This window comes from Gryllotalpicola ginsengisoli DSM 22003 (assembly GCF_000419445.1).
GTDB classification, from domain to species: Bacteria; Actinomycetota; Actinomycetes; order Actinomycetales; family Microbacteriaceae; genus Gryllotalpicola; species Gryllotalpicola ginsengisoli.
Map to the genome: position 1 here is coordinate 1 of NZ_AULK01000002.1, position 17,870 is coordinate 17,870.

17 protein-coding genes are annotated in these 17,870 nt (G+C 69.4%); 12 read left to right on the forward strand and 5 right to left on the reverse strand.

What is annotated here, in order from left to right:
- Positions 1–124 precede the first annotated feature (124 nt).
- The 3 genes from H563_RS17070 to H563_RS0104560 all read left to right on the forward strand — a co-directional run bounded on the left by H563_RS17070 (position 125) and on the right by H563_RS0104560 (position 3,360).
- Positions 125–1,477 (forward strand): ISL3 family transposase, encoded by a 1,353-nt coding sequence (locus H563_RS17070; protein WP_027479097.1) that lies wholly within the window; start codon positions 125–127, stop codon positions 1,475–1,477.
- A 207-nt stretch (positions 1,478–1,684) separates the two neighbouring features.
- Positions 1,685–2,221 (forward strand): hypothetical protein, encoded by a 537-nt coding sequence (locus H563_RS0104555; protein ID WP_022881421.1) that lies wholly within the window; start codon positions 1,685–1,687, stop codon positions 2,219–2,221.
- Between the two features lie 548 nt (positions 2,222–2,769).
- On the forward strand, positions 2,770–3,360 hold the full coding sequence (locus tag H563_RS0104560; protein WP_022881422.1) for a hypothetical protein: 591 nt from the start codon (positions 2,770–2,772) through the stop codon (positions 3,358–3,360).
- A gap of 166 nt (positions 3,361–3,526) precedes the next feature.
- Here H563_RS0104560 and H563_RS0104565 read toward each other — a convergent pair whose 3' ends face one another.
- On the reverse strand, positions 3,527–4,480 hold the full coding sequence (locus H563_RS0104565; RefSeq protein WP_081416139.1) for a LysR family transcriptional regulator: 954 nt from the start codon (positions 4,478–4,480) through the stop codon (positions 3,527–3,529).
- 193 nt (positions 4,481–4,673) lie between these two features.
- On the opposite strand from H563_RS0104565, the gene H563_RS0104570 reads away from it, so the two are divergent.
- From H563_RS0104570 to H563_RS14980, 6 genes are read left to right on the forward strand one after another with little or no spacing between them, the layout of a single operon-like run.
- On the forward strand, positions 4,674–5,495 hold the full coding sequence (locus H563_RS0104570; protein ID WP_245556818.1) for a substrate-binding periplasmic protein: 822 nt from the start codon (positions 4,674–4,676) through the stop codon (positions 5,493–5,495).
- 32 nt (positions 5,496–5,527) lie between these two features.
- Positions 5,528–6,313 (forward strand): amino acid ABC transporter permease, encoded by a 786-nt coding sequence (locus tag H563_RS14965; RefSeq protein WP_081416166.1) that lies wholly within the window; start codon positions 5,528–5,530, stop codon positions 6,311–6,313.
- Positions 6,314–6,317: 4 nt separating this feature from the next.
- Positions 6,318–7,091 carry an amino acid ABC transporter ATP-binding protein gene (locus H563_RS0104580; RefSeq protein WP_051142642.1) on the forward strand — a complete coding sequence of 258 codons (774 nt, stop codon included), beginning with the start codon at positions 6,318–6,320 and terminating at the stop codon, positions 7,089–7,091.
- A gap of 2 nt (positions 7,092–7,093) precedes the next feature.
- Entirely contained in the window at positions 7,094–8,275 is a 1,182-nt protein-coding gene (gene solA / locus H563_RS14970; RefSeq protein WP_022881425.1) for an N-methyl-L-tryptophan oxidase, read from the forward strand.
- An 18-nt stretch (positions 8,276–8,293) separates the two neighbouring features.
- On the forward strand, positions 8,294–9,484 hold the full coding sequence (gene solA, locus H563_RS14975) for an N-methyl-L-tryptophan oxidase (protein WP_022881426.1): 1,191 nt from the start codon (positions 8,294–8,296) through the stop codon (positions 9,482–9,484).
- Positions 9,481–10,173, forward strand: coding sequence for an SDR family oxidoreductase (locus H563_RS14980; protein ID WP_022881427.1), 693 nt, complete (start codon positions 9,481–9,483; stop codon positions 10,171–10,173). Before solA (H563_RS14975) ends, H563_RS14980 begins: the two co-directional genes overlap by 4 nt.
- A gap of 65 nt (positions 10,174–10,238) precedes the next feature.
- Here the strand turns inward: H563_RS14980 and H563_RS0104600 are convergent, their stop codons facing one another.
- The 3 genes from H563_RS0104600 to H563_RS14990 form a co-directional block, all read right to left on the reverse strand.
- Positions 10,239–11,672, reverse strand: coding sequence for an HNH endonuclease signature motif containing protein (locus tag H563_RS0104600; RefSeq protein ID WP_162138921.1), 1,434 nt, complete (start codon positions 11,670–11,672; stop codon positions 10,239–10,241).
- 81 nt (positions 11,673–11,753) lie between these two features.
- Positions 11,754–12,518, reverse strand: a complete 765-nt coding sequence (locus H563_RS17235; protein WP_022881429.1) for a GNAT family N-acetyltransferase — start codon at positions 12,516–12,518, stop codon at positions 11,754–11,756.
- Positions 12,511–13,200 (reverse strand): TetR/AcrR family transcriptional regulator, encoded by a 690-nt coding sequence (locus H563_RS14990; RefSeq protein WP_022881430.1) that lies wholly within the window; start codon positions 13,198–13,200, stop codon positions 12,511–12,513. The genes H563_RS17235 and H563_RS14990 overlap by 8 nt, the downstream gene beginning before the upstream one ends.
- Before the next feature lie 60 nt (positions 13,201–13,260).
- Between H563_RS14990 and H563_RS14995 the strand changes: the two genes are divergently transcribed.
- Together H563_RS14995 and H563_RS0104620 are read left to right on the forward strand one after the other, a co-directional pair.
- Entirely contained in the window at positions 13,261–14,580 is a 1,320-nt protein-coding gene (locus tag H563_RS14995) for a glycosyltransferase (protein WP_022881431.1), read from the forward strand.
- A gap of 254 nt (positions 14,581–14,834) precedes the next feature.
- Complete coding sequence (locus tag H563_RS0104620; protein WP_022881432.1) at positions 14,835–15,887, forward strand: LLM class flavin-dependent oxidoreductase; 1,053 nt, start codon at positions 14,835–14,837, stop codon at positions 15,885–15,887.
- A gap of 242 nt (positions 15,888–16,129) precedes the next feature.
- Here the strand turns inward: H563_RS0104620 and H563_RS0104625 are convergent, their stop codons facing one another.
- A complete protein-coding gene (locus H563_RS0104625; protein ID WP_022881433.1) occupies positions 16,130–16,597 on the reverse strand; it encodes a MarR family winged helix-turn-helix transcriptional regulator in 468 nt (155 codons plus the stop codon).
- Between the two features lie 100 nt (positions 16,598–16,697).
- Between H563_RS0104625 and H563_RS15000 the strand changes: the two genes are divergently transcribed.
- Positions 16,698–17,825 carry an ABC-2 transporter permease gene (locus H563_RS15000; RefSeq protein WP_022881434.1) on the forward strand — a complete coding sequence of 376 codons (1,128 nt, stop codon included), beginning with the start codon at positions 16,698–16,700 and terminating at the stop codon, positions 17,823–17,825.
- The last annotated feature ends 45 nt before the right edge of the window (positions 17,826–17,870 follow it).

Below are 17,870 nucleotides of genomic sequence, written 5' to 3' on the forward strand. Positions count from 1 at the left end.
TGGCTCTTCGGACTTCGGGTGGGGGCTGGGGGTTGTGCCGGGCCGTGGCGTAGTGGTGTGAGGCGGGTCGAGGGCCCGAGGATCGGTAGCGACCAAGCAACCCTTCCCCGGGAGTCCTCGACCCGTGCCCGATGCTACGGGGTGCGCCGCCGCGTGCCCATCTTCTGTTGTCTACTGTGATCGTTGTGATGTGCTCGTCGGTCTCGGCGGGCTTCACGTCATCGCTGCGCAGCGCCGCGGCGATGGGGTGCTCGTCATCGATGTCGAGTCACCGCCGGGGTCGGTGGGGTGCCCGCGATGCGGGCAGGTCGCCGAGTCCAGGGGCCGTAAGACGCTCGTGTTGATCGACGCGCCGATGGGCGCAGGGCCGGTGCGGGTGCGATGGCGCAAGCGCCGGTGGCGTTGCGTCGATGATGCGTGCGCACAGAAGTCGTTCACCGAGCAGGACACTGCCGTTGCTGCTTCGCGGGCGCAGCTCACGGCCCGGGCCCTCTCGTGGGCGGTCGCTCAGATGCGGCGGGAGAACGCCTCGGTGCAAGGCATCGCCCGGCAGCTCGGGGTGTCCTGGAAAACGGTGTGGCGGCACGTCAAGCCGGTGCTGGAGCGCCGCGCAGCGGACGAGTCCCGCTTCACTGGTGTCACCACCCTTGGCGTCGATGAGCACCTCTGGCACCACGTCTCGACCAAGCCGGTCGAAGACGGCGGGCGGGGTCCGAAGGAACTGACCGGGATGGTCGATCTGACCCGTGACGCCAGCGGACGCGTCCGCGCCAGGCTGCTGGACCTCGTGCCCGGTCGTTCCGCGAAGGCCTACGCCGACTGGCTGCAGGAACGCGGCGAGCAGTTCCGCGACCAGGTGCAGATCGCGACGCTGGACCCGTTCGCCGGATACAAGAAGGCCCTCGATGATGAGCTCGACGACGCGGTCGCCGTGCTCGACGCTTTCCATGTCGTCAAGCTCGGCACCCAGGCCGTGGATGAGGTCCGTCGCCGCGTCCAGCAGGACACCCTCGGCCACCGTGGCCGCAGGGGCGACCCGCTCTACGGGATCCGCAACACCCTCCGCGCCGGACGCGAGAACCTCACCGACCGACAGACTCAGCGCCTCGCCGACGCGTTCGCCGGGCGGGAGGAGCACGTCGAGGTCGAGGTCGCCTACGAATGCGCCCAGAAGCTCCGCGACGCTTACCGCCGCGCTGACCTCGCCGAGGGCAAGAAGATCGCCGAGCAGGTGCTCGACTCGTTCCCGTCCTGCCCGATCCCCGAGATCGCCCGCCTCGGCAAGACCCTCACCCGCTGGCGGGACGCGTTCCTGGCCTACTGGACCACAGGTCGCTCATCCAACGGCGGCACCGAGGCCGTGAACGGACTCATCGAACTCGCCCGCCGCGTCGCCCGCGGCTTCCGCAACTACGACAACTACCGACTCAGAATGCTCCTCATCGCCGGCGGCCTCGACCCCACCACCCCCACCTGAAGTCCGAAGAGCCCGTTTACTCCCCAGTAGGTGGGACAGCCCAAGAATTTTGTTTACATACCGGAAATTCAGGGGTTAGGCTCAGCCTGTGAGCATGCCGTAAAGTCAGCGGCAAGCGAAGCGCGATGACCTTTCTGCCGGTCCCGTCGGGGTGGGGGAGAAGACTGTGATGGCGCATCAATCGACACAAAGGGGAACCCGAGACTCATGAAGAAGCTGACCAAGGCGCTTGTCGCCGCCTCCATCGTCGGTGCCGCCGTTCTCGGCGGACCGATCGCTGCCAACGCCGAGACCTACACGCCCGGTGCGGGTTCGGTCACCACCGTCGTCAACAACCTGACGGTCACGTTCAACATCGTCGCCGGCACCTTCGAGCCGGGTAGCGCTGTCACCGCTGACGTCACCGGCCCCGGCACCGTCACGGTTGGTGCGTTCACCGCCGACGCCGCCGACGTCTCGGTCGGCAACGCGGCTAATGACGGCTCGCTGAGCGCCACGCTGACCTTCTCCGAGGCCGGCACCTACACCGTCGTCTTCACGGATGCCGCGGATAACGCCTCCGACCCGATCACCGTCACGGTGGGCGCGGTCTCCGGCACCACCACGGCCGCCACCGGCAGCCTGGCCTCGACCGGTTCGTACATCTCGCTGGCCACCATCTGGGGCGCGGCGGGTGTCATCGCCCTCGGTGCCGGCTTCGTCACCGTCCGCACGGTCGTCCGTCGCCAGGGCGCGAAGGCCTAAGTCGGAAGCAGTTCCCTAGAAAGGGGCGGGATCCTCGGATCCCGCCCCTTTCTGCGTGTCGGGGTGCGGCAGTTTCGTTGGTTGAGTAGGCCGCAAAGCGGCCGTATCGAAACCCCGCTGGTTGAGTAGCCCGCCCCGCGGCCGTATCGAAACCCGCCCGACGCCAATCTCCCAAGACGCACGCTACGGAGGAGCTTTTCGCAGAAACCTCCTCCCTACGCTGCGTCTTGGGAGTTTCGCGGTGGAGCCCTTTTCGCTAGCGGCACACTTCGACGCGAAGGGCACCGCCGAACGGCGCATCCGATCTGCCCACAGGCGCGAAACGTGCCCCTGGAGAAAAGCCCCCGCCCGCCGCTGGTCGACTCAGCCGCGCAGCGGCGGAATGGAGACCTGCGGCCCCGGGTCTCCATTCACGCGGTGCGTGAGCCGACCCGCGCAACGCACCCCCAACCGGTGCCGCCCATTGGGGGCGCGCCACGTCTGGGGGCATCGCGCCGAGGCATCCGTCTCTAACGTGAGGAATACTCACGCAAGAGAGATGAGATGTCATGCGCACTCTGACGAAGGTGTCGGCCGCCGCGGCCGTCGCAACGATCATCGGTGTCGGGGCTCCGGCCGCCGCATACGCCGACCAGTACACCCCGCCGTTGCCCGACGGGTGGGCGGAAACGGTGTCGGCCTGCACGACGGTTAGCCACCACGCAGCGGCGGCGACCTTCGACCCCGGGGCCGCGCTTCAGCTGACGGTCACGGGCGAGGGTGCCGAGCCCGCGCTGGCGCAGTTCACGGCGGTCGCGATGCGGGCGGAGCAGTTCCAGGTCGTCGCGACGGATGCCGGGGCGGCCGACATCCGGCTGACCTTCCCGCAGGGCGCCGCCGGCACCTACCAGGTGTCGCTGGTCGAGCCCGGCACGCAGCGCAGCTCATCGGGAGTCGTCACCGTCTCCGGGGTGAGCAGTTGCGCAGCCGCCGACCCGCCGGTCAGCACGCTGCCGCTCAACGGCACCTCGATCTCGGCCGCCACCGTGTGGGGCGCCGGCGGAGCCATCATCGCCGGCGCGGTCGCGCTGATCGTCACCTCGGTGCTGCGCTCGCGCCGGGCACGCCGGGCCGCCGCCTCGCCCAAGCCGGTCGAGTAGGCCGCGCAGAAACGGAAAAAGTGGCGACACGCCGGGCGTTGCGGCGCTCGTCCCGGCGCGTCGTGCAAAAGCTCCGTTTCTGCGCGCAGCCGAGGGAGGTAGATGACGGGGGAGGGCCGGCGCGCCGCCTACTCGACCGACAGGAGAGAACCGGCGGGCGGCCCACTCAACCAGCGGAACGCGCGGACTTCGGGAAGCTGATCGCCCGGCGTCCGCGCTGCTTCTCGTCCTTCGCAAGCCGGTGCAGCTCGGCGCGGGTGATCTCGGCGAGCCGGTCGGCGGCATCCAGCTTCTCGCCCGTGCGGCGAAGCAGCGAGAGCGGAGTGCGCGCGTCCTCGTCGCGCACGGGCACATAGGTCACGCCCTCGAAGGCGTGCAGCGACGTCAGGAACGGCACGACCGCAACGACCAGCCCGCTCGCGATCGTGGAGAGCAGTACGACGTCGTCTTCGGCGTACATCCGGATGGTCGGCGAGAACCCCGCGCGCAGGCACGCGCCCGTGATCGAGTCGAACGCCGTGGGAGACGAGTCGCGGTGGAACATGGCGAACGCTTCGCTGCGCAGATCGCTCAGGTCGACCGACGTGCGAGACGCGAGCGGATGCGACGACGGCACGGCGGCCACGAGCGGTTCCATTCCGAGCAGTTCGAAGTCGATTCCGCTCGGGGCGTCGAGGTACCGCTCGAAGGCGACGTCGATGTGCCCGGCGGTGAGCTCGTACGAGACGTCCTGGCGGTCCAGCGCGCGCAGCGTCACCTTCGTCTGCGGGCGATCGGCCCTCAGCTGCGGAATGATGCGCGGCATCAGCCCGGCGAAGACCGACGAGATGCCCGACACGCGCAGCGGGATGAAGGCTGTGGGGTCGTCCGTCACGGCGGCCTCGACGGCGGATGCGTGCACGAGCAGCGCGCGAGCCTCGGCCGCGAGCACCCGCCCGTGCGGGGTCAGCTCCGGCGCTCGGCGAGGGCCGCGATCGAAGAGGGCGACGCCGAGCTCGCGCTCGAGGCGGGAGAGCGTCTGGCTCAGAGCTGACTGGCCCACTCCCAGTCGCGCGGCGGCGGCAGTGAAGCTCCGATCCTGCGCCACGGCGAGGAACGCGCGTAGGTCGCGTAAATCCACTGGTGCCTCCTGTCGAGCGCGGTGCCGGACCGCATGGTCTCATTCCGGTGAATCGTGCTTTGTCCCTGATTCGGGGGAGTAAAAAGCCTGTTTCAGCATTATTTCATCTGCTCTATCGATCCGATACATCACCTACCGTGAAGTTTCAACGCATCACCCGACCACTCCGTCCGCTGTCACAAGGGAGAACAACGTGCACCGCAACGCTGTCCGAGCGACCATGCTGGCCACTGCGGCCTCTGTCGCCCTCACCCTCACCGCCTGCTCGGGCGCCGCGTCGTCAAGCGACGCCACCGACGACCTCGGCACTCTCACCCCCGGGGTCCTGAAGATCGGCACGACCAGCAATCAGAAGCCCTACGCGTACACGGAGAACGGCAAGCTGGTCGGCTTCGAGGTCGACATGGCGCGCGCCGTCGCGAAGGAGGCCGGCCTGAAGCCGGAATTCGTGCAGGAGGACTTCTCGGCGCTGCTCCCGGCCGTCGCCAATCAGCAACTCGACGTCGAGTTCGCCTCGTCGTCGGTCACCGCCGAGCGGAAGAAGATGGTCAATTTCACCCACATCTACTTCATCGGCTACATCTCGGTCATCACCAACGAGTCGTCGATCACGGATGACCCGGCCAGCCTCAAGGGCAAGAAGCTCGGCCTGCTCCAGGGCAGCATCGAGGACGACTACGCGCAGAAGAACTTCCCCGGGGCCACGATCGTGCGCTTCCCCGACGAGCCGTCGATGGACCAGGCACTCAAGGCCCACAGCGTCGACGCGCTGTTCGACGACGCGCCGCCGGCGCAGGCCCTCGCGAAGGCCAACCCTTCGATGTCGATCCCGATCAACATCGAGGTCAGCGACATGCCGGTCGCCGCCGCCGTCAGCAAGAAGAACCCGAAGCTGCTCGCCGCGCTGAACAAGGCGATCGACAAGGTCATCTCCTCCGGCAAGTGGCTGAAGATCGACAAGAAGTACTACCCGGACCAGCCGGTGCCGAAGCAGTTCGAGCCGACTGACGGCTGAGCCGCGGCGACGGAACGCGGAGCGTGACCATCGTGGAAACCATCCAGAACCTCATCTCGACCTTCCTCAATCCGCAGTACCTTGTCGTGGCGCTGCCCGACATCCTCAAGTACGGGCTCTGGAACACCCTGTTCATCGCCATCATCGCGACGGCAATCGGCATCGTCATCGGCCTCGTGCTCGCCGCGCTCGGGGTGTCGAACAGCCGGGTGCTGAGGTGGTTGGCCGGCATCTACACCGACATCTTCCGCGGGCTGCCGGCCGCGCTGACGATCCTCGCCATCGGGGGAGGGTTCGCCCCGATCGTGAACCCGATCACCCACGGCAACCCGTACCCGCTCGGCATCATGGCGCTCGCCCTGATCGGAGGCGCGTATATCGGGGAGATCTTCCGGGCCGGCATCCTCGCCATCGACAAGGGGCAGCTGGAGGCGTGCCGCGCGCTCGGCATGAGCTACAACGCCGCCATGTGGAAGGTCGTGATCCCCCAGGGCATCCGCAGTGTGCTGCCCTCGCTCGTGAACCAGTTCATCGCGATCGTCAAGGACTCGAGCCTGGTCTACTTCCTCGGCTTCGCCACGGCACAGCGCGAACTGTTCCGCGTCGGCGAGGACGCATCCGTGACCTACGCGAACCTGTCGCCGCTGTTCACAGCCGGAGTCTTCTACCTGATCATCACCGTGCCGCTGACGCACCTCGTCAACGTGATCGACCGGCGGCTGCGGCACGGGCGTGCGGTCTCCGACGCCACCACGCTCGACGAGGACCTCGTCGCCGAGGTGCCTCTGCCGGCCCGCGCGGCCGTGGGAAGGGAGTGAAGCGATGACCGCACCGACCACGAACGGCGTCGCCCATCTGATCGACGGGACGACGGGGGCGAGCCTCGAGCTCAAGGGGATCTCCAAGACCTTCGGCAAGAACCAGGTGCTGCACGGCGTGGACCTCTCGGTGCGCACCGGTCACACGGTGTGCATCATCGGCCCCTCCGGGTCGGGGAAGTCGACACTGCTGCGCTGCGTGAATCGCCTGGAGGAGCCGACGAGCGGCACGATCCTGCTCGGCGGTGAAGACGTGACCCGGGCGAACCCCGACCTGCTGCGCAGGCGCGTCGGTATGGTGTTCCAGCACTTCAACCTGTTCCCGCACCGCACGGTGATCGACAACATCGTGTTGCCGCTGCGGGACGTGCGGAAGCTGCCGGTGGCGGAGGCGCGCGAGCTCGCGATGCGCAGCCTGGACGATGTCGGGCTCGCCCATAAACGGGATTTCCGTCCGTCCAGCTTGTCGGGCGGCCAGCAGCAGCGCGTGGCCATCGCCCGCGCGCTCGCGATGAAGCCCGAGATCATGCTGTTCGACGAGGCCACGAGCGCTCTCGATCCGGAGCTGGTGAAGGACGTGCTCGACCTGATGTCCGGGCTAGCGCAAGCCGGCATGACGATGCTCGTCGTCACGCACGAGATGGGCTTCGCTCGGCAGGCCGCCGACCACGTCGTCTTCATGGATCGCGGCCGGCTCGTCGAGCAGGGCAAGCCCGACGAGCTGTTCGACAACCCGACCTCGCCGCGCTTGGCCGGCTTCCTCTCGAAGGTCCTCTGAGCGTGGGCTTCGATGCAGAGGTCGGCGTCGTCGGCGTCGGAACCATGGGCTCGCAGGCCCTCTGGCAGTTGGCACAACGTGGAGTGTCCGCGATCGGCTTCGAGCAGTTCGCGCCCGGCCATGACCGGGCCGGCGCCGGGGGAGAGAGCCGGCTGTTCCGCACTGCGTACTTCGAGAGCAGCCGCTACGTGCCGCTGCTGCGCCTCTCGAAACTGCTCTGGCGCCGGCTCGAGGCGGCAACCGAGACGAGCCTGCTGCACGTGAACGGCGCGCTCATGATCGGCGAGGAGGGCGGCGACTTCCTCGCCCGCGTGCAGCGCTCGATCGACGAGCACGGCATCGACCACGAGGTGCTCGACGCGCAGGAGATGCAGCGGCGGTACCCGCAGCACCGCATAAGCGCCGGCCAGGCGGCGATCCTTGACCGGGAGTCGGGCTTCCTCCGGCCCGAGCTCGCGGTCGCCTCGGCCGCGCGGGCCGGGGAGAGCCTCGGCGCGCGCATCCGTCGCCGTTCACGCGTCGACGAGATCCGCTTCGAAGACGACGCCGTCACCGTGCTCGCCGACGGAGAGCTCTTCCGGTTCCGCCGCCTCATCGTCGCGGCCGGCGCCTGGACGTCGCAACTGCTGCTCGGCCTCGCGCCGCTGACGGAGGTCGTGCGCATCGCGATGACCTGGTGGCAGGCGAAGCAGCCCGCCGCGTACACCGAGGATGTATTCCCCGTCTTCGCGCGCGTCACCGACGGATACGACATCTCGGGGTGGCCGTCGCTCGATGCCGCGACCGTGAAGGTCGGGCTGAACAACGGATGGGACCGTGTCGGCGATCCCGACGCGCTCGACCGCACCGTTCCCGACGCGCTGTTCGAGGAAATCCGGAACGCCGTGGGCGAGCTGATGCCCGGGCTCATCCCCGAGCCGGTGCGCATCGGCGTCTACATGGACGGCTACACGGCCGACCATGACCCCTACGTCGGCCCGCTGCAGTGGGACCCGCGGGTCACCGTGCTCGGCGGGTTCAGCGGGCACGGCTTCAAGATGGCGCCCGCCATAGGCCTCGCGGCGGCGGATTACGCGACCGAGAACGGCACCGAGTTGCCGATCGGATTCCTGCACCCGAACCGCTTCGTCACGAATGTCACCGCAGCCGACCGCATGCGCTTCCGGCGCACGGCCGCTGCTTGAAAGAAGGAGAGAGAACACGTGGAAACCATCACGACAGATGTCGCAGTCGTCGGCCTCGGCGCATTCGGATCGGCCGCGTTCTGGCGGCTGGCGGCCCGGGGCGTCGACGTCGTCGGCATCGAGCGTTTCGGGCTGGGGCATCCGCTCGGGTCCTCGCACGGGGTGACCCGGCTCTTCCGCGTCGCGTGCCAGGAGCACCCCGGCCTGTCGGCCGTCGCGCGCAAATCCCTCGAGCTGTGGACGGCGCTGGGCGCCGCGAACGACGAGGTGTACGTGAACCAGGTGGGCTGCGTCTCCTCCGGGGCGCCGACGTCGCGGCCTGTCGCCGGCGCGGCCCTCGCCGCGAAGACGGCGGGCCTGCCGGTGACCCACCTGGACCACGAGCAGTTCACCGCCGCCTACCCGATGTATGCCGAACCCGGCATCGATGAGAACACGGTCGCCGTCTTCGACCCGGAAGCAGGGATCTGCTACCCCGAGCGTGCAGTGCGTGCTCAGGGCGAGGCGGGCATCGCGGCAGGAGGGCGCGCCCTGCTCGACACCCGAGTCACGTCGATCGAGTTCACGGATGCCGGCGTGCGGGTGCTCACCCCCACCGTGATCATCGAAGCGAAGCAAGTGATCGTGTCGACCGGGGCCTGGAACAAGAAGCTGCTTCCCGAACTTCCGCTGGGGCCGCGGCGCACGCCGCTGTTCTGGTGGAAGCCGAAGGACGACGCCACGAGCTCGTTCGACCTCTCGAGCTTCCCCGCGTTCATCCACGAGCTGCCCGACGGCCGCCATCTCTGGGGTCACGGCTCGAGCGAAGACCACCTGATCAAGATCGGCATGGAGGACAGCGAGGCTCCCTTCACCGCCATCGACGCCGACACGGTCGACCGGTACGTCCATCCGCACGAGGACATCGACCAGCTCTCCTCGTGGATCGCCGACACTTTCCCCGAGATCGACCCCACTCCCGTGAAGGTGATCCCGTGCATGGTGACCAACTCGCCCGACGGCCAGTTCCTGGTCGGCCGACCTGGAGACGACCCGCGGCTGATCATCGCCGGCGGTGACCACGGCCACGGCTTCAAGCACGCCGCCGGTGTCGGCGAACTGCTGGCGCAGCTGGCGACCGGCGAGGAGTTGTACGCCGACATCGAGTTCATGAACCCCAACCGGTTCGAGGAAGTCGCGGCGGCGCGGCGGGTTGCGACGGCGGTGTGAGCGGCGGCGTCGCACTCGTAACCGGAGCGTCGCGCGGCATCGGCAAGGCCATCGCGCTCGAGCTGTCGTCGACGCACACGATCATTGCCGGCGCCCGCACGGCCGAGGCACTCGCGCCGCTGCGCTCGCAGCTTCCGGATCTAGTTCCGTTCGTGTGCGACCTTGGGTCGGAGGCGCAGACCGCGGCGGCCGTGGCCGAGCTGGGCCTCACCGAGCTGGACGTGCTGGTCAACTCCGCCGGCGTCGCGGACGAGAGGCCGTTCGACACGTTCACGCGCGAGGACTGGCGGAAGCAGTTCGAGGTCAACGTGTTCGCCGTGGCGGACCTGACGGCCCGCCTGCTGCCGGCCCTGCGCGCGGCGCGCGGAACGATCGTGATGCTGAATTCCGGTTCGGGGCTGTTCTCCTACGCAGGCGGCTCCGTCTACACGGGCACGAAGTTCGCCCTGCGCACGATGGCCGATTGCCTGCGGGAAGAAGAGCGCACGAACGGGGTTCGCGTCACCTCCGTCCATCCGGGCTATGTCGATACCGACATGGGGCGGGGCGTCATCGAGCGCAAAGGGCCCGGGCAGACGTTCGTGCAGCCGCGGACCATTGCGAGCGCGGTGCGACTCGCCGTCGATGCGCCACCCGAAGCGCAGGTGGAGATGCTGTCCATCCGGCCGTCGAGAGGAACAGTTCTATAAGGGTGGGGCGAAATGTGGGCACGCCGGAAGCACAGTATTCGAGCGGCATACCTATCGCGGCACTCCTAGAACGGCGCGTCGTCGTCAACGGCGTCGTCGTCTGCGGCGCGGGCGGAGTGCGGGGGCGACGGGGCGATCGGGATCTCGGGCTCGGTGCGGTAGTGACGACCGGTCGGTGAGATCCACTCGAGGATTCCACCGGCGTACTGCATGAGGCCCCACCCTGCCTCATGCTTGACATGGTGATGGTTCGCGCACAGGCAGGCCAAGTTGCCGAGCCGGGTGGGGCCGCCGCGGGCGTAGGCGATGGTGTGGTCGACCTCGCACTGCTCGGCCGGAACATTGCACCCGGGCGCGCGGCAGTGGCGGTCGCGCAGTTGCACGATGCGTTTCAGCTCGGCGGGCACCCGGTAGGTCTTGCGGTCGAAGTCGACGATCGCGCCGGTGATCGGATCGGTGAGGATTCGACGCAGGCTCGGAGCCCGGGCGACCAACTCGCGCGCCTTGACCGGGTCGATCATGCCGATGCCGGAAATGCTCGCCGGCGCGTCACCGCCCGCGAGCGTTGCGGCGGGAATGAGCACGCTCACAGAGATCGGCGCGCGGGCGGCGATCGTGGCACAGGTCGCGCTGCCCCCAGCCGCGATGACAGGGGCGGCGCCCTCGTCGGCGTTCTCAGCAGTGCCCGCGCCCGCCCCACCTGTCACTGCGCCGATGGTCACTGTGCCGTGGGCGAGCACTTCGACGAGCACGTCGGCTTCCAGCTGCCGCAGCGTCCGAGTGTCGCCGTGCGCTTGCGCCTCGTGAGCGGCATTGCGCATGCCGGTAGCGATCACCGCGGCATCCGTCGCATCAAGATACGCCGTCAACCACGCCATGCCGTCGCGGGCGCCCTCGACCCGCACGTGGCGCGCGGCCACCGCGCGCTCGTGACGGTCGGGGAGGGGCTGTGACTGCACCGTGTCGGCGATCAGCCGAAGCCGATGCTGAAACTGCCCGACGGACAGTTTTCGCGCCCACGGCATCGCCTCGCGCTGCACCGCCTCGCGCGCCGCATCATCGAGATCGGACGTCTCGCGCACGATTGCCTGCGCATGACCCAGCGAGATCTCGCCCGACTGCAGTGCCGCCAGCGCGACCTCGCAGTGCTCGATGAGCTCCCACGCGCCGCCGAGCTGGGCCGCCGCCGTGCGCGGACTGACGCGGGTCGCGGCTGCTACCTCCATCGCAGCAGCACGCCACCGCAACTCGCGGCAGCGCTGCTCGCTCACGTCGGCGCCGGTCGCCAGGGCATCCTCAGCATCGATACGCGCCTTCTCGAGGGCGTCGTCGCCCACGTGCCAAAGCTCGATCTGGCGCTGTGCCTGCAGCTGCGCGATCTGCGCATCGAGCGCCTGCACTCGTCGCAGCCGATCGGCGCAGAGGTCTTTCAGAACGAAATCGAGCTCGATCATGTCTGACGCGTCGACGGCGGAATCAAACACATGTTCTGAACTCATAGAGTCAAGGGTAGAGGGCGCCCCTGACATTGGCCGCTCCCGGCGGCGTGGTTGTGAAAAAGTATTCGATACTCGTCCCACTCACGCCCCGACCCAACACTCCCACAGCGCGACGTCGACGAAGCCGAGTCGCTCGTACACGCCGTGCCCGGCACCGCTGGACTGCAGCCAGGCCCACGACGCGCCGGAGTTGCGGGCATCCGCCACGATCGCGGCGGTCAGCGCAGCGCCGTACCCGCGTCGCCGCGCGTCGGGAACCGTCGCGACGTTGAAGACGCCCACGCTGACGCCGCGGCGCAGGCCGAGCCCCGTCACCACCGGTTCGCCGGCCACCGAGCCGACGTAGTAACCGAGGTCGCGGTCGCCGGCAAGCGGCGGCGAGACGAGAGGCGCGAAGACGCTCTCGGGCGCACCGAAGCCGGCGGCCGCGACCCGCGCGTGCAGGTCCGCCTCCTCGGCCCGCAGCCGGCGCACCTCGAGCTCGGGCACCTCCGGAGCGTTCGGGGTCGCGTCGAGACGCATCAGCGGAAGATCCGCATCGCGGGTCAAACCGCGCGCCCGCGCGAGCTCGGCGAGGGCGCCGGCCCCGACGGGGAACTGCACGCAGTGCGGCAGTCCCGCCGCGGCGACGCGCTCGAGCATTCCCATGACCAGGCCGGCGTCCCCACGCCCGGTGCCCTCACCGGCGGCACGACACCACACCCCGTTGAGCGTCGGAGCCGGCAGCCCGGTCACGGCCGCCAGCATGCCCGGCCCCGGCTCCGCCCACCCGCCGGGCAGACGCTCGGCGAGCCACGCCCACGCATCGCAGAGCGCAGTCTCCGTGGCGGTGGGCAGGTCATTCACGATCTCTCCTTCGCTTGACGGATGCCCCGTGCCCGTCGAGCACCAGCCGCTGAATGCCCGCGCGCACCCAGTCGCGGTAGGCGCGCTGCGACCAGCCGAACTGGCCGACCAGGTGCTCATAAGTCTCGTGTGCGACCAGCAGTGAGAGCGTGGCCGCCGTCTCGTCGAGAGCGGATGCCTCGACGACACCGCGCTCGACCAACCAGCCTGCAGCCAGACGGATGTCGTCGCGCCGCCGCTCCAGCATCCCGTGGAACATCTGCGCGATCTCGGGGTCGGCGTCGGCAGCCGAACGCACCGCACGCCAGATCGCCGACGACCGGGCGATGCCTTCGGTCACGGTGTGCACGTAGTCGTCCATCACCCGGCCCACGTCGGCCTGCGCGAAGATGCGCTGGAACGCCTCGCGCTCGCCTAGCGAGTGCTCGCCCTCCTCCCCGGCGAAGGTCACCTCGAACGCGGCGGCCAGCAGCGCCCGTTTGGGGCCGGCCAGGTTCACAGACTCGACCGACACCCCGGCGCGCTCGGCGATCCCGCGCATCGTGGTGCGCTGGTAGCCGAGCTCGGTGAACAGTTGCGCGGCGGCGCCGACGATCGCCGCGCGGGTGCGGCGCGCCTGCTCGGCCCGGCGCGGGAACGAGCGCGCCCGGCCCCCGGGTGCGGGGCTTGTCGTCGTCGGCATAGTGAATACACTAGCGCTGTAATCAATGGAGCGGCGGCGCCGCCTGAGAGGGGAAAACCCGTGTCATCCGTTCTGCTGTGCGCCACCCCGAACTACGGCCATGTGACGCCGATGCTCGCCATCGGCCGCAACCTCGTCGACCACGGCCACGACGTCGCCGTGGTCACCGGCTCGCGCTTCGGCGACGCCGTGCGTGCCGGCGGCATGACCCACGTGCCGCTGACCGGCCCCGCCGACTACGACGACCGCGACCAGGCGTCCTTCCTGCCCGACCGCGAGAAGTACCGCGGCATCGCGCAGGCGCAGTACGACATCCAGACGATGTTCATCCGCACCATCCCGAGCCAGTACGCGACCGTGCAGCAGGCGATCGCCGAGCGCAGCTCCGACGTGGTGATGGGCGACATCGCCTTCCTCGGCGTCGCCCCACTGCTCACCGCCGGCCCGAGCGGGCGGCCGCCCGTGATCGGCATCGGCGTGCTGCCGCTCAGTTACAGCACTCCCGAGGTCGCGCCGTACGGCATGGGGCTGCAGCCGGGGCGGTCGGCGGCGACGCGGCTGCGCAATCGGATGCTTCAACTGCTGCTCAGCAAGGTCGTCTTCCGCCGCACCCAGCAACTCGCGCAGCAGATGATGGCCGAGGTCGGTGCTGCGCCTCTGACCGGCTGGGTGATGGACTTCACCGGATCCTTCGACCGCTTCCTGCAGCTGACCGTGCCCGAGTTCGAGTATCCGCGGGCGCTGCCGCCGTCGGTCGAGTTCGTCGGGCCGGTGCTGCCCGCGTCGGCGGGCGGCGGCGCGGCGCTGCCCCCGTGGTGGGGCGACCTCGCCGCGGCGGGCTCGGTCGTGCACGTCAGCCAGGGCACCATGGACAACCGCGACCTCACCCGCCTGATCATTCCGACGATTCGCGCGGCGGCCGACAAGCGCGACCTACTGCTCGTGGTCAGCACCGGCCGGGCCGACGGCGAAGCCGAGCTCGTCGCCGCCCTCGGAGAGCTGCCCGCCAACGTTCGCGTCGCCGCCTACTTGCCTTACGACCGGCTGCTGCCGCAGGTCGACGTGATGATCACCAACGGCGGCTACGGGGGAGTGCAGCAGGCCCTGGCCCACGGCATCCCGCTCATCGCCGCCGGAGACACCGAAGACAAGCCCGAGGTCTGCGCCCGCATCGCCTACAGCGGAGCCGGCGTCGACCTCAAGACCGGCACCCCGACGGTCGAGGCCGTGTCGGCAGCGATCGACCGGGTGCGGGCCGGCGCCGGGTACCGCGCCGCGGCCCGCCGCATTGCCGAGTCGATGGCCCGCTACGACGCGCTCGCCGCGATCGAGCGCCACGTGGTGGCCGCCAACCCGGTGGTCGACTCACGCGAAGCGTGAATGGAGACCAAAGGTCCGCGGGTCTCCATTCACCCGCTTGCGCGGATGAGTCGACCAGCGGGCGATGGCTGCCGAAACGACGCAAACGGATGCTTCGCCCCAGCCATAACCGCATCTACTGTCGTCTCAGCGAAACCCCTTCCGCCGAAATCGCACTCGTTGCGGGTATGTGCGGCGTGAAGCATCCGTTGGTGCTGTTTCGGTGAGACGCCGGGGGCGGAATCACCGCACCCGCCCCCGCGTTGGCACGAGAGATGACCGCGCTCGCCGATGTTCCCCTGAACGTGCTCGACCTCGCGTGGCGGGGCTATGGCCAGACGAATGCGGATGCGGTCGCCGCATCCGTCGCCATAGCCCGCCGTGCCGAAGAGCTCGGCTATCACCGCTACTGGTTCGCCGAGCACCACGGCATGCCGGGCATCGCGTCGAGCTCGCCGGCGGTGCTGATCGGAGCCGTCGCCGCGGTGACCGAGCGCATGCGCGTCGGCTCGGGCGGGGTGATGCTGCCCAACCACGCTCCGCTCGTCGTCGCCGAGCAGTTCGGCACGCTCAAGGCGCTCTACGGCGACCGCATCGACCTCGGCCTCGGCCGCGCGCCCGGCACCGACGGCGCCACTGCGCTCGCGCTGCGCCGCACCAAGGAGGGCCTCGACGCCTCCACCTTCCCGCAGGAGCTGCTCGACCTCATCGGCTTCTTCCACGGGGGCATGTCGCCCGAGAATCCGATGTCGAAGCTGCTCGCCGTGCCCGGTCTCGGCGACGCCCCCGAGATCTGGCTGCTCGGATCGTCGGGCTTCTCGGCCCAGGTCGCCGGCGCGCTCGGGCTGCCCTTCGCGTTCGCGCACCACTTCTCGAGCGACCACACCGAGCAGGCGCTCGGGCTGTATCGCGAGGCGTTCCGCCCCTCCGAATTCCTCGAGGCGCCGCACGCGATGATCGCGGTGACCTTGATCACGGATGAGTCGCCCGACGTCGTGCGTCGCGAGATGCTGCCCGGCGCGATTTCCTTCATCCGGATGCGTCAGGGCCACAAGCCCGAGCCCGTGTCGGTCGATGAGGCGCTGGCCTACGAGTTCAGCCCGCTCGAGCTGGAGTTCATCGCGCACCGCAACGCCCGCCAGGCCATCGGGACGCCTGCGGAGGTGAAGCGTCAGCTGCTGGCGCTGCTCGACTCCACCGGAGTCGACGAGTTGATGCTGCAGCCGGCCGGCGCCACCGCCGCCGGCCGCGTGCACTCGCTGGAGCTCGCGAAATCGCTCGCCTCTCCCTCGGCCTCTTCCGCCTCTTCCGCCTCCTCCGCTGGTTGAGTAGGCCGCGACGCGGCCGTATCGAAACCCCGTCCCCACCTCGCCGGCTGAGGAGCCCGCGGAGCGGGCGTCTCGAAGCCCGCCGCCCGGGTCTCCCCGCTGGTCGACTCGCCGCCGGAGGCGGCGAATGGAGACCTGCGGCCCTCGGTCTCCATTCACGCTGCGCGTGAGTCGACCGGCGGGGCCGCTGCGCGTGAGTCGACCGGCGGGGCCGCTGCGCGTGAGTCGACCGGCGGGGGCCGCTACCGCACCTCGGGCTCGTTCTTGTTGTAGCGGGCGAGCAGTTCTGCGAACTCGGCGACCTCCGCGTCGCTCCAGTCCGCGAGCCGGTCGAACATCGCGGTGCGCTGCGCTTCCTGCGCCGCGTTCAGCTGAGCCTTGCCGTGCTCGGTGAGCCGCAGCTCCCGGCCGCGCTGCCGCACATCCTCGGTGTGCGGGGCGTACTCGACGAGCCCGAGCTCGAACAGCCCGGCCACCTGCCGCGACACCGTCGACCGGTTGAGGTGGAAGCTTGCGGCGATGTCGGTCGCGCGGCAGCCGGGGGTCGAGCCGATGAACTGCAACAGCGAGTGCTCGACGAACGTCAGGGGAGCCGCGAGGCGCCGGGCCCGCGCCGTGCTGCGACGCGTGATGACGCTGATCTCTTCGAAGATCTGCCCGAGCAGCTCTGACCGGGCGGCCTTCGGTTTCGGGTTCTTGGTGCTGGCCACACCGTGAACCTAGTGCACCGCTGACCGGGGCGCACCATGCAATAGTGCCCGCTGCGCAATCAGTTGTGAAATGCAACTGAAGTGTAGACTGGCGCCCCTGATGACCAGTTCTGAGATCGCGCTGACGGCGCAGCATCCGTCGACCACGTCGCCCGGCACCGAGCCCGAACCGACTCGCCACGCCCAACCCGCCACGCACTCGGCGCCGCGCCGCCCGATCTGGCCGCACCACTCGATGTGGAAGCACCTCGGGCTGCACATCCTGGTGCCGGTGCTGCTCGGCATCGGCATGACGCTGGCGTACCTCGGAGCGTTCCACGAGCCGACCCCGCACCACCTGCCGGTGGCGATCGTGGGGCAGGGGGCGCAGGCGCAGGTGTTCGCCGAGAAGCTGAACGACCAGGCGCCCGACCAGCTCGACGTGCGCACCGTGGCCACCGCCGCCGAGGCGCGCAAGCTGGTGCACGACCGCACCCTCGCCGGCGCCTTCGAGACGACGTCGACCCAGGCGAACCTCTACATCGCGACCGCCGCCTCGGCCACGACGGCCGAGGTCGTGCAGAAGGCGTTCCAGCCGATCGCGTTCCAGTTGAAGCTGCCGTACAACGTGGTCGACGTGGCACCGGTCGGCAAGCACGACGCCACCGGCCAGGGCATCTTCTTCCTGCTGGTCGGTCTGTCGGTCGGCGGCTACGCGGTCGCCGCCGCGGTCGCCGCCGTGACGGGCAAGCACGGGCTGCTCGCGCGTGTGCTCGTGCCGGTGCTGGCCTCGGCCGTGGTCTCCGCGATCATCGTCGGCATCGCCGCATACGTGTACCACGTGTTCGACCGCAACGTGGTGCAGGTGTGGCTGATCTCGTGGCTCTACGACGCCCTCGTGATGTGGATCGGCGTGGCCCTCATGCCGATCCTGCGCAGCTGGACGGTGCTGGCCATGACCGTGCTCTTCGTGCAGCTGAACTTCACCTCGTCGGGCGGCATCTTCCAGAAGGCGCTCGAGCCCGGCTTCTTCGCCGCGCTCAATGACTTCTGGGCCGGCGCGGGCTGGCTGAACTCGGTGACGGCTCTGGTCTACTTCCCCGGCCAGGCATGGGGCACGGATGCCGCGGTGCTCGGCATCTGGGCCGGAGTCGCCTGCGTCGCCGTGCTCGTCTCGCACCTCGTGGTGCGGCACCACGAGCGCGTCGCCGCCGCGAAGGCCGTCGCCCCGCACATGGCCGCGGCGTAGCGGTCGCGCGGCACAGCCGAAGCGGCGCCTTGGGAACGATGCTTC

Coding starts and splice junctions, on each gene's coding strand:
- H563_RS0104600 (WP_162138921.1), bottom strand. CDS start 11,672: ATGAGTTCAGAACATGTGTTTGATTCCGCCGTCGACGCGTCAGACATG.
- H563_RS0104620 (WP_022881432.1), top strand. CDS start 14,835: ATGACCGCGCTCGCCGATGTTCCCCTGAACGTGCTCGACCTCGCGTGG.
- H563_RS15000 (WP_022881434.1), top strand. CDS start 16,698: ATGACCAGTTCTGAGATCGCGCTGACGGCGCAGCATCCGTCGACCACG.
- H563_RS0104560 (WP_022881422.1), top strand. CDS start 2,770: ATGCGCACTCTGACGAAGGTGTCGGCCGCCGCGGCCGTCGCAACGATC.
- H563_RS0104580 (WP_051142642.1), top strand. CDS start 6,318: ATGACCGCACCGACCACGAACGGCGTCGCCCATCTGATCGACGGGACG.
- H563_RS0104555 (WP_022881421.1), top strand. CDS start 1,685: ATGAAGAAGCTGACCAAGGCGCTTGTCGCCGCCTCCATCGTCGGTGCC.
- H563_RS14990 (WP_022881430.1), bottom strand. CDS start 13,200: ATGCCGACGACGACAAGCCCCGCACCCGGGGGCCGGGCGCGCTCGTTC.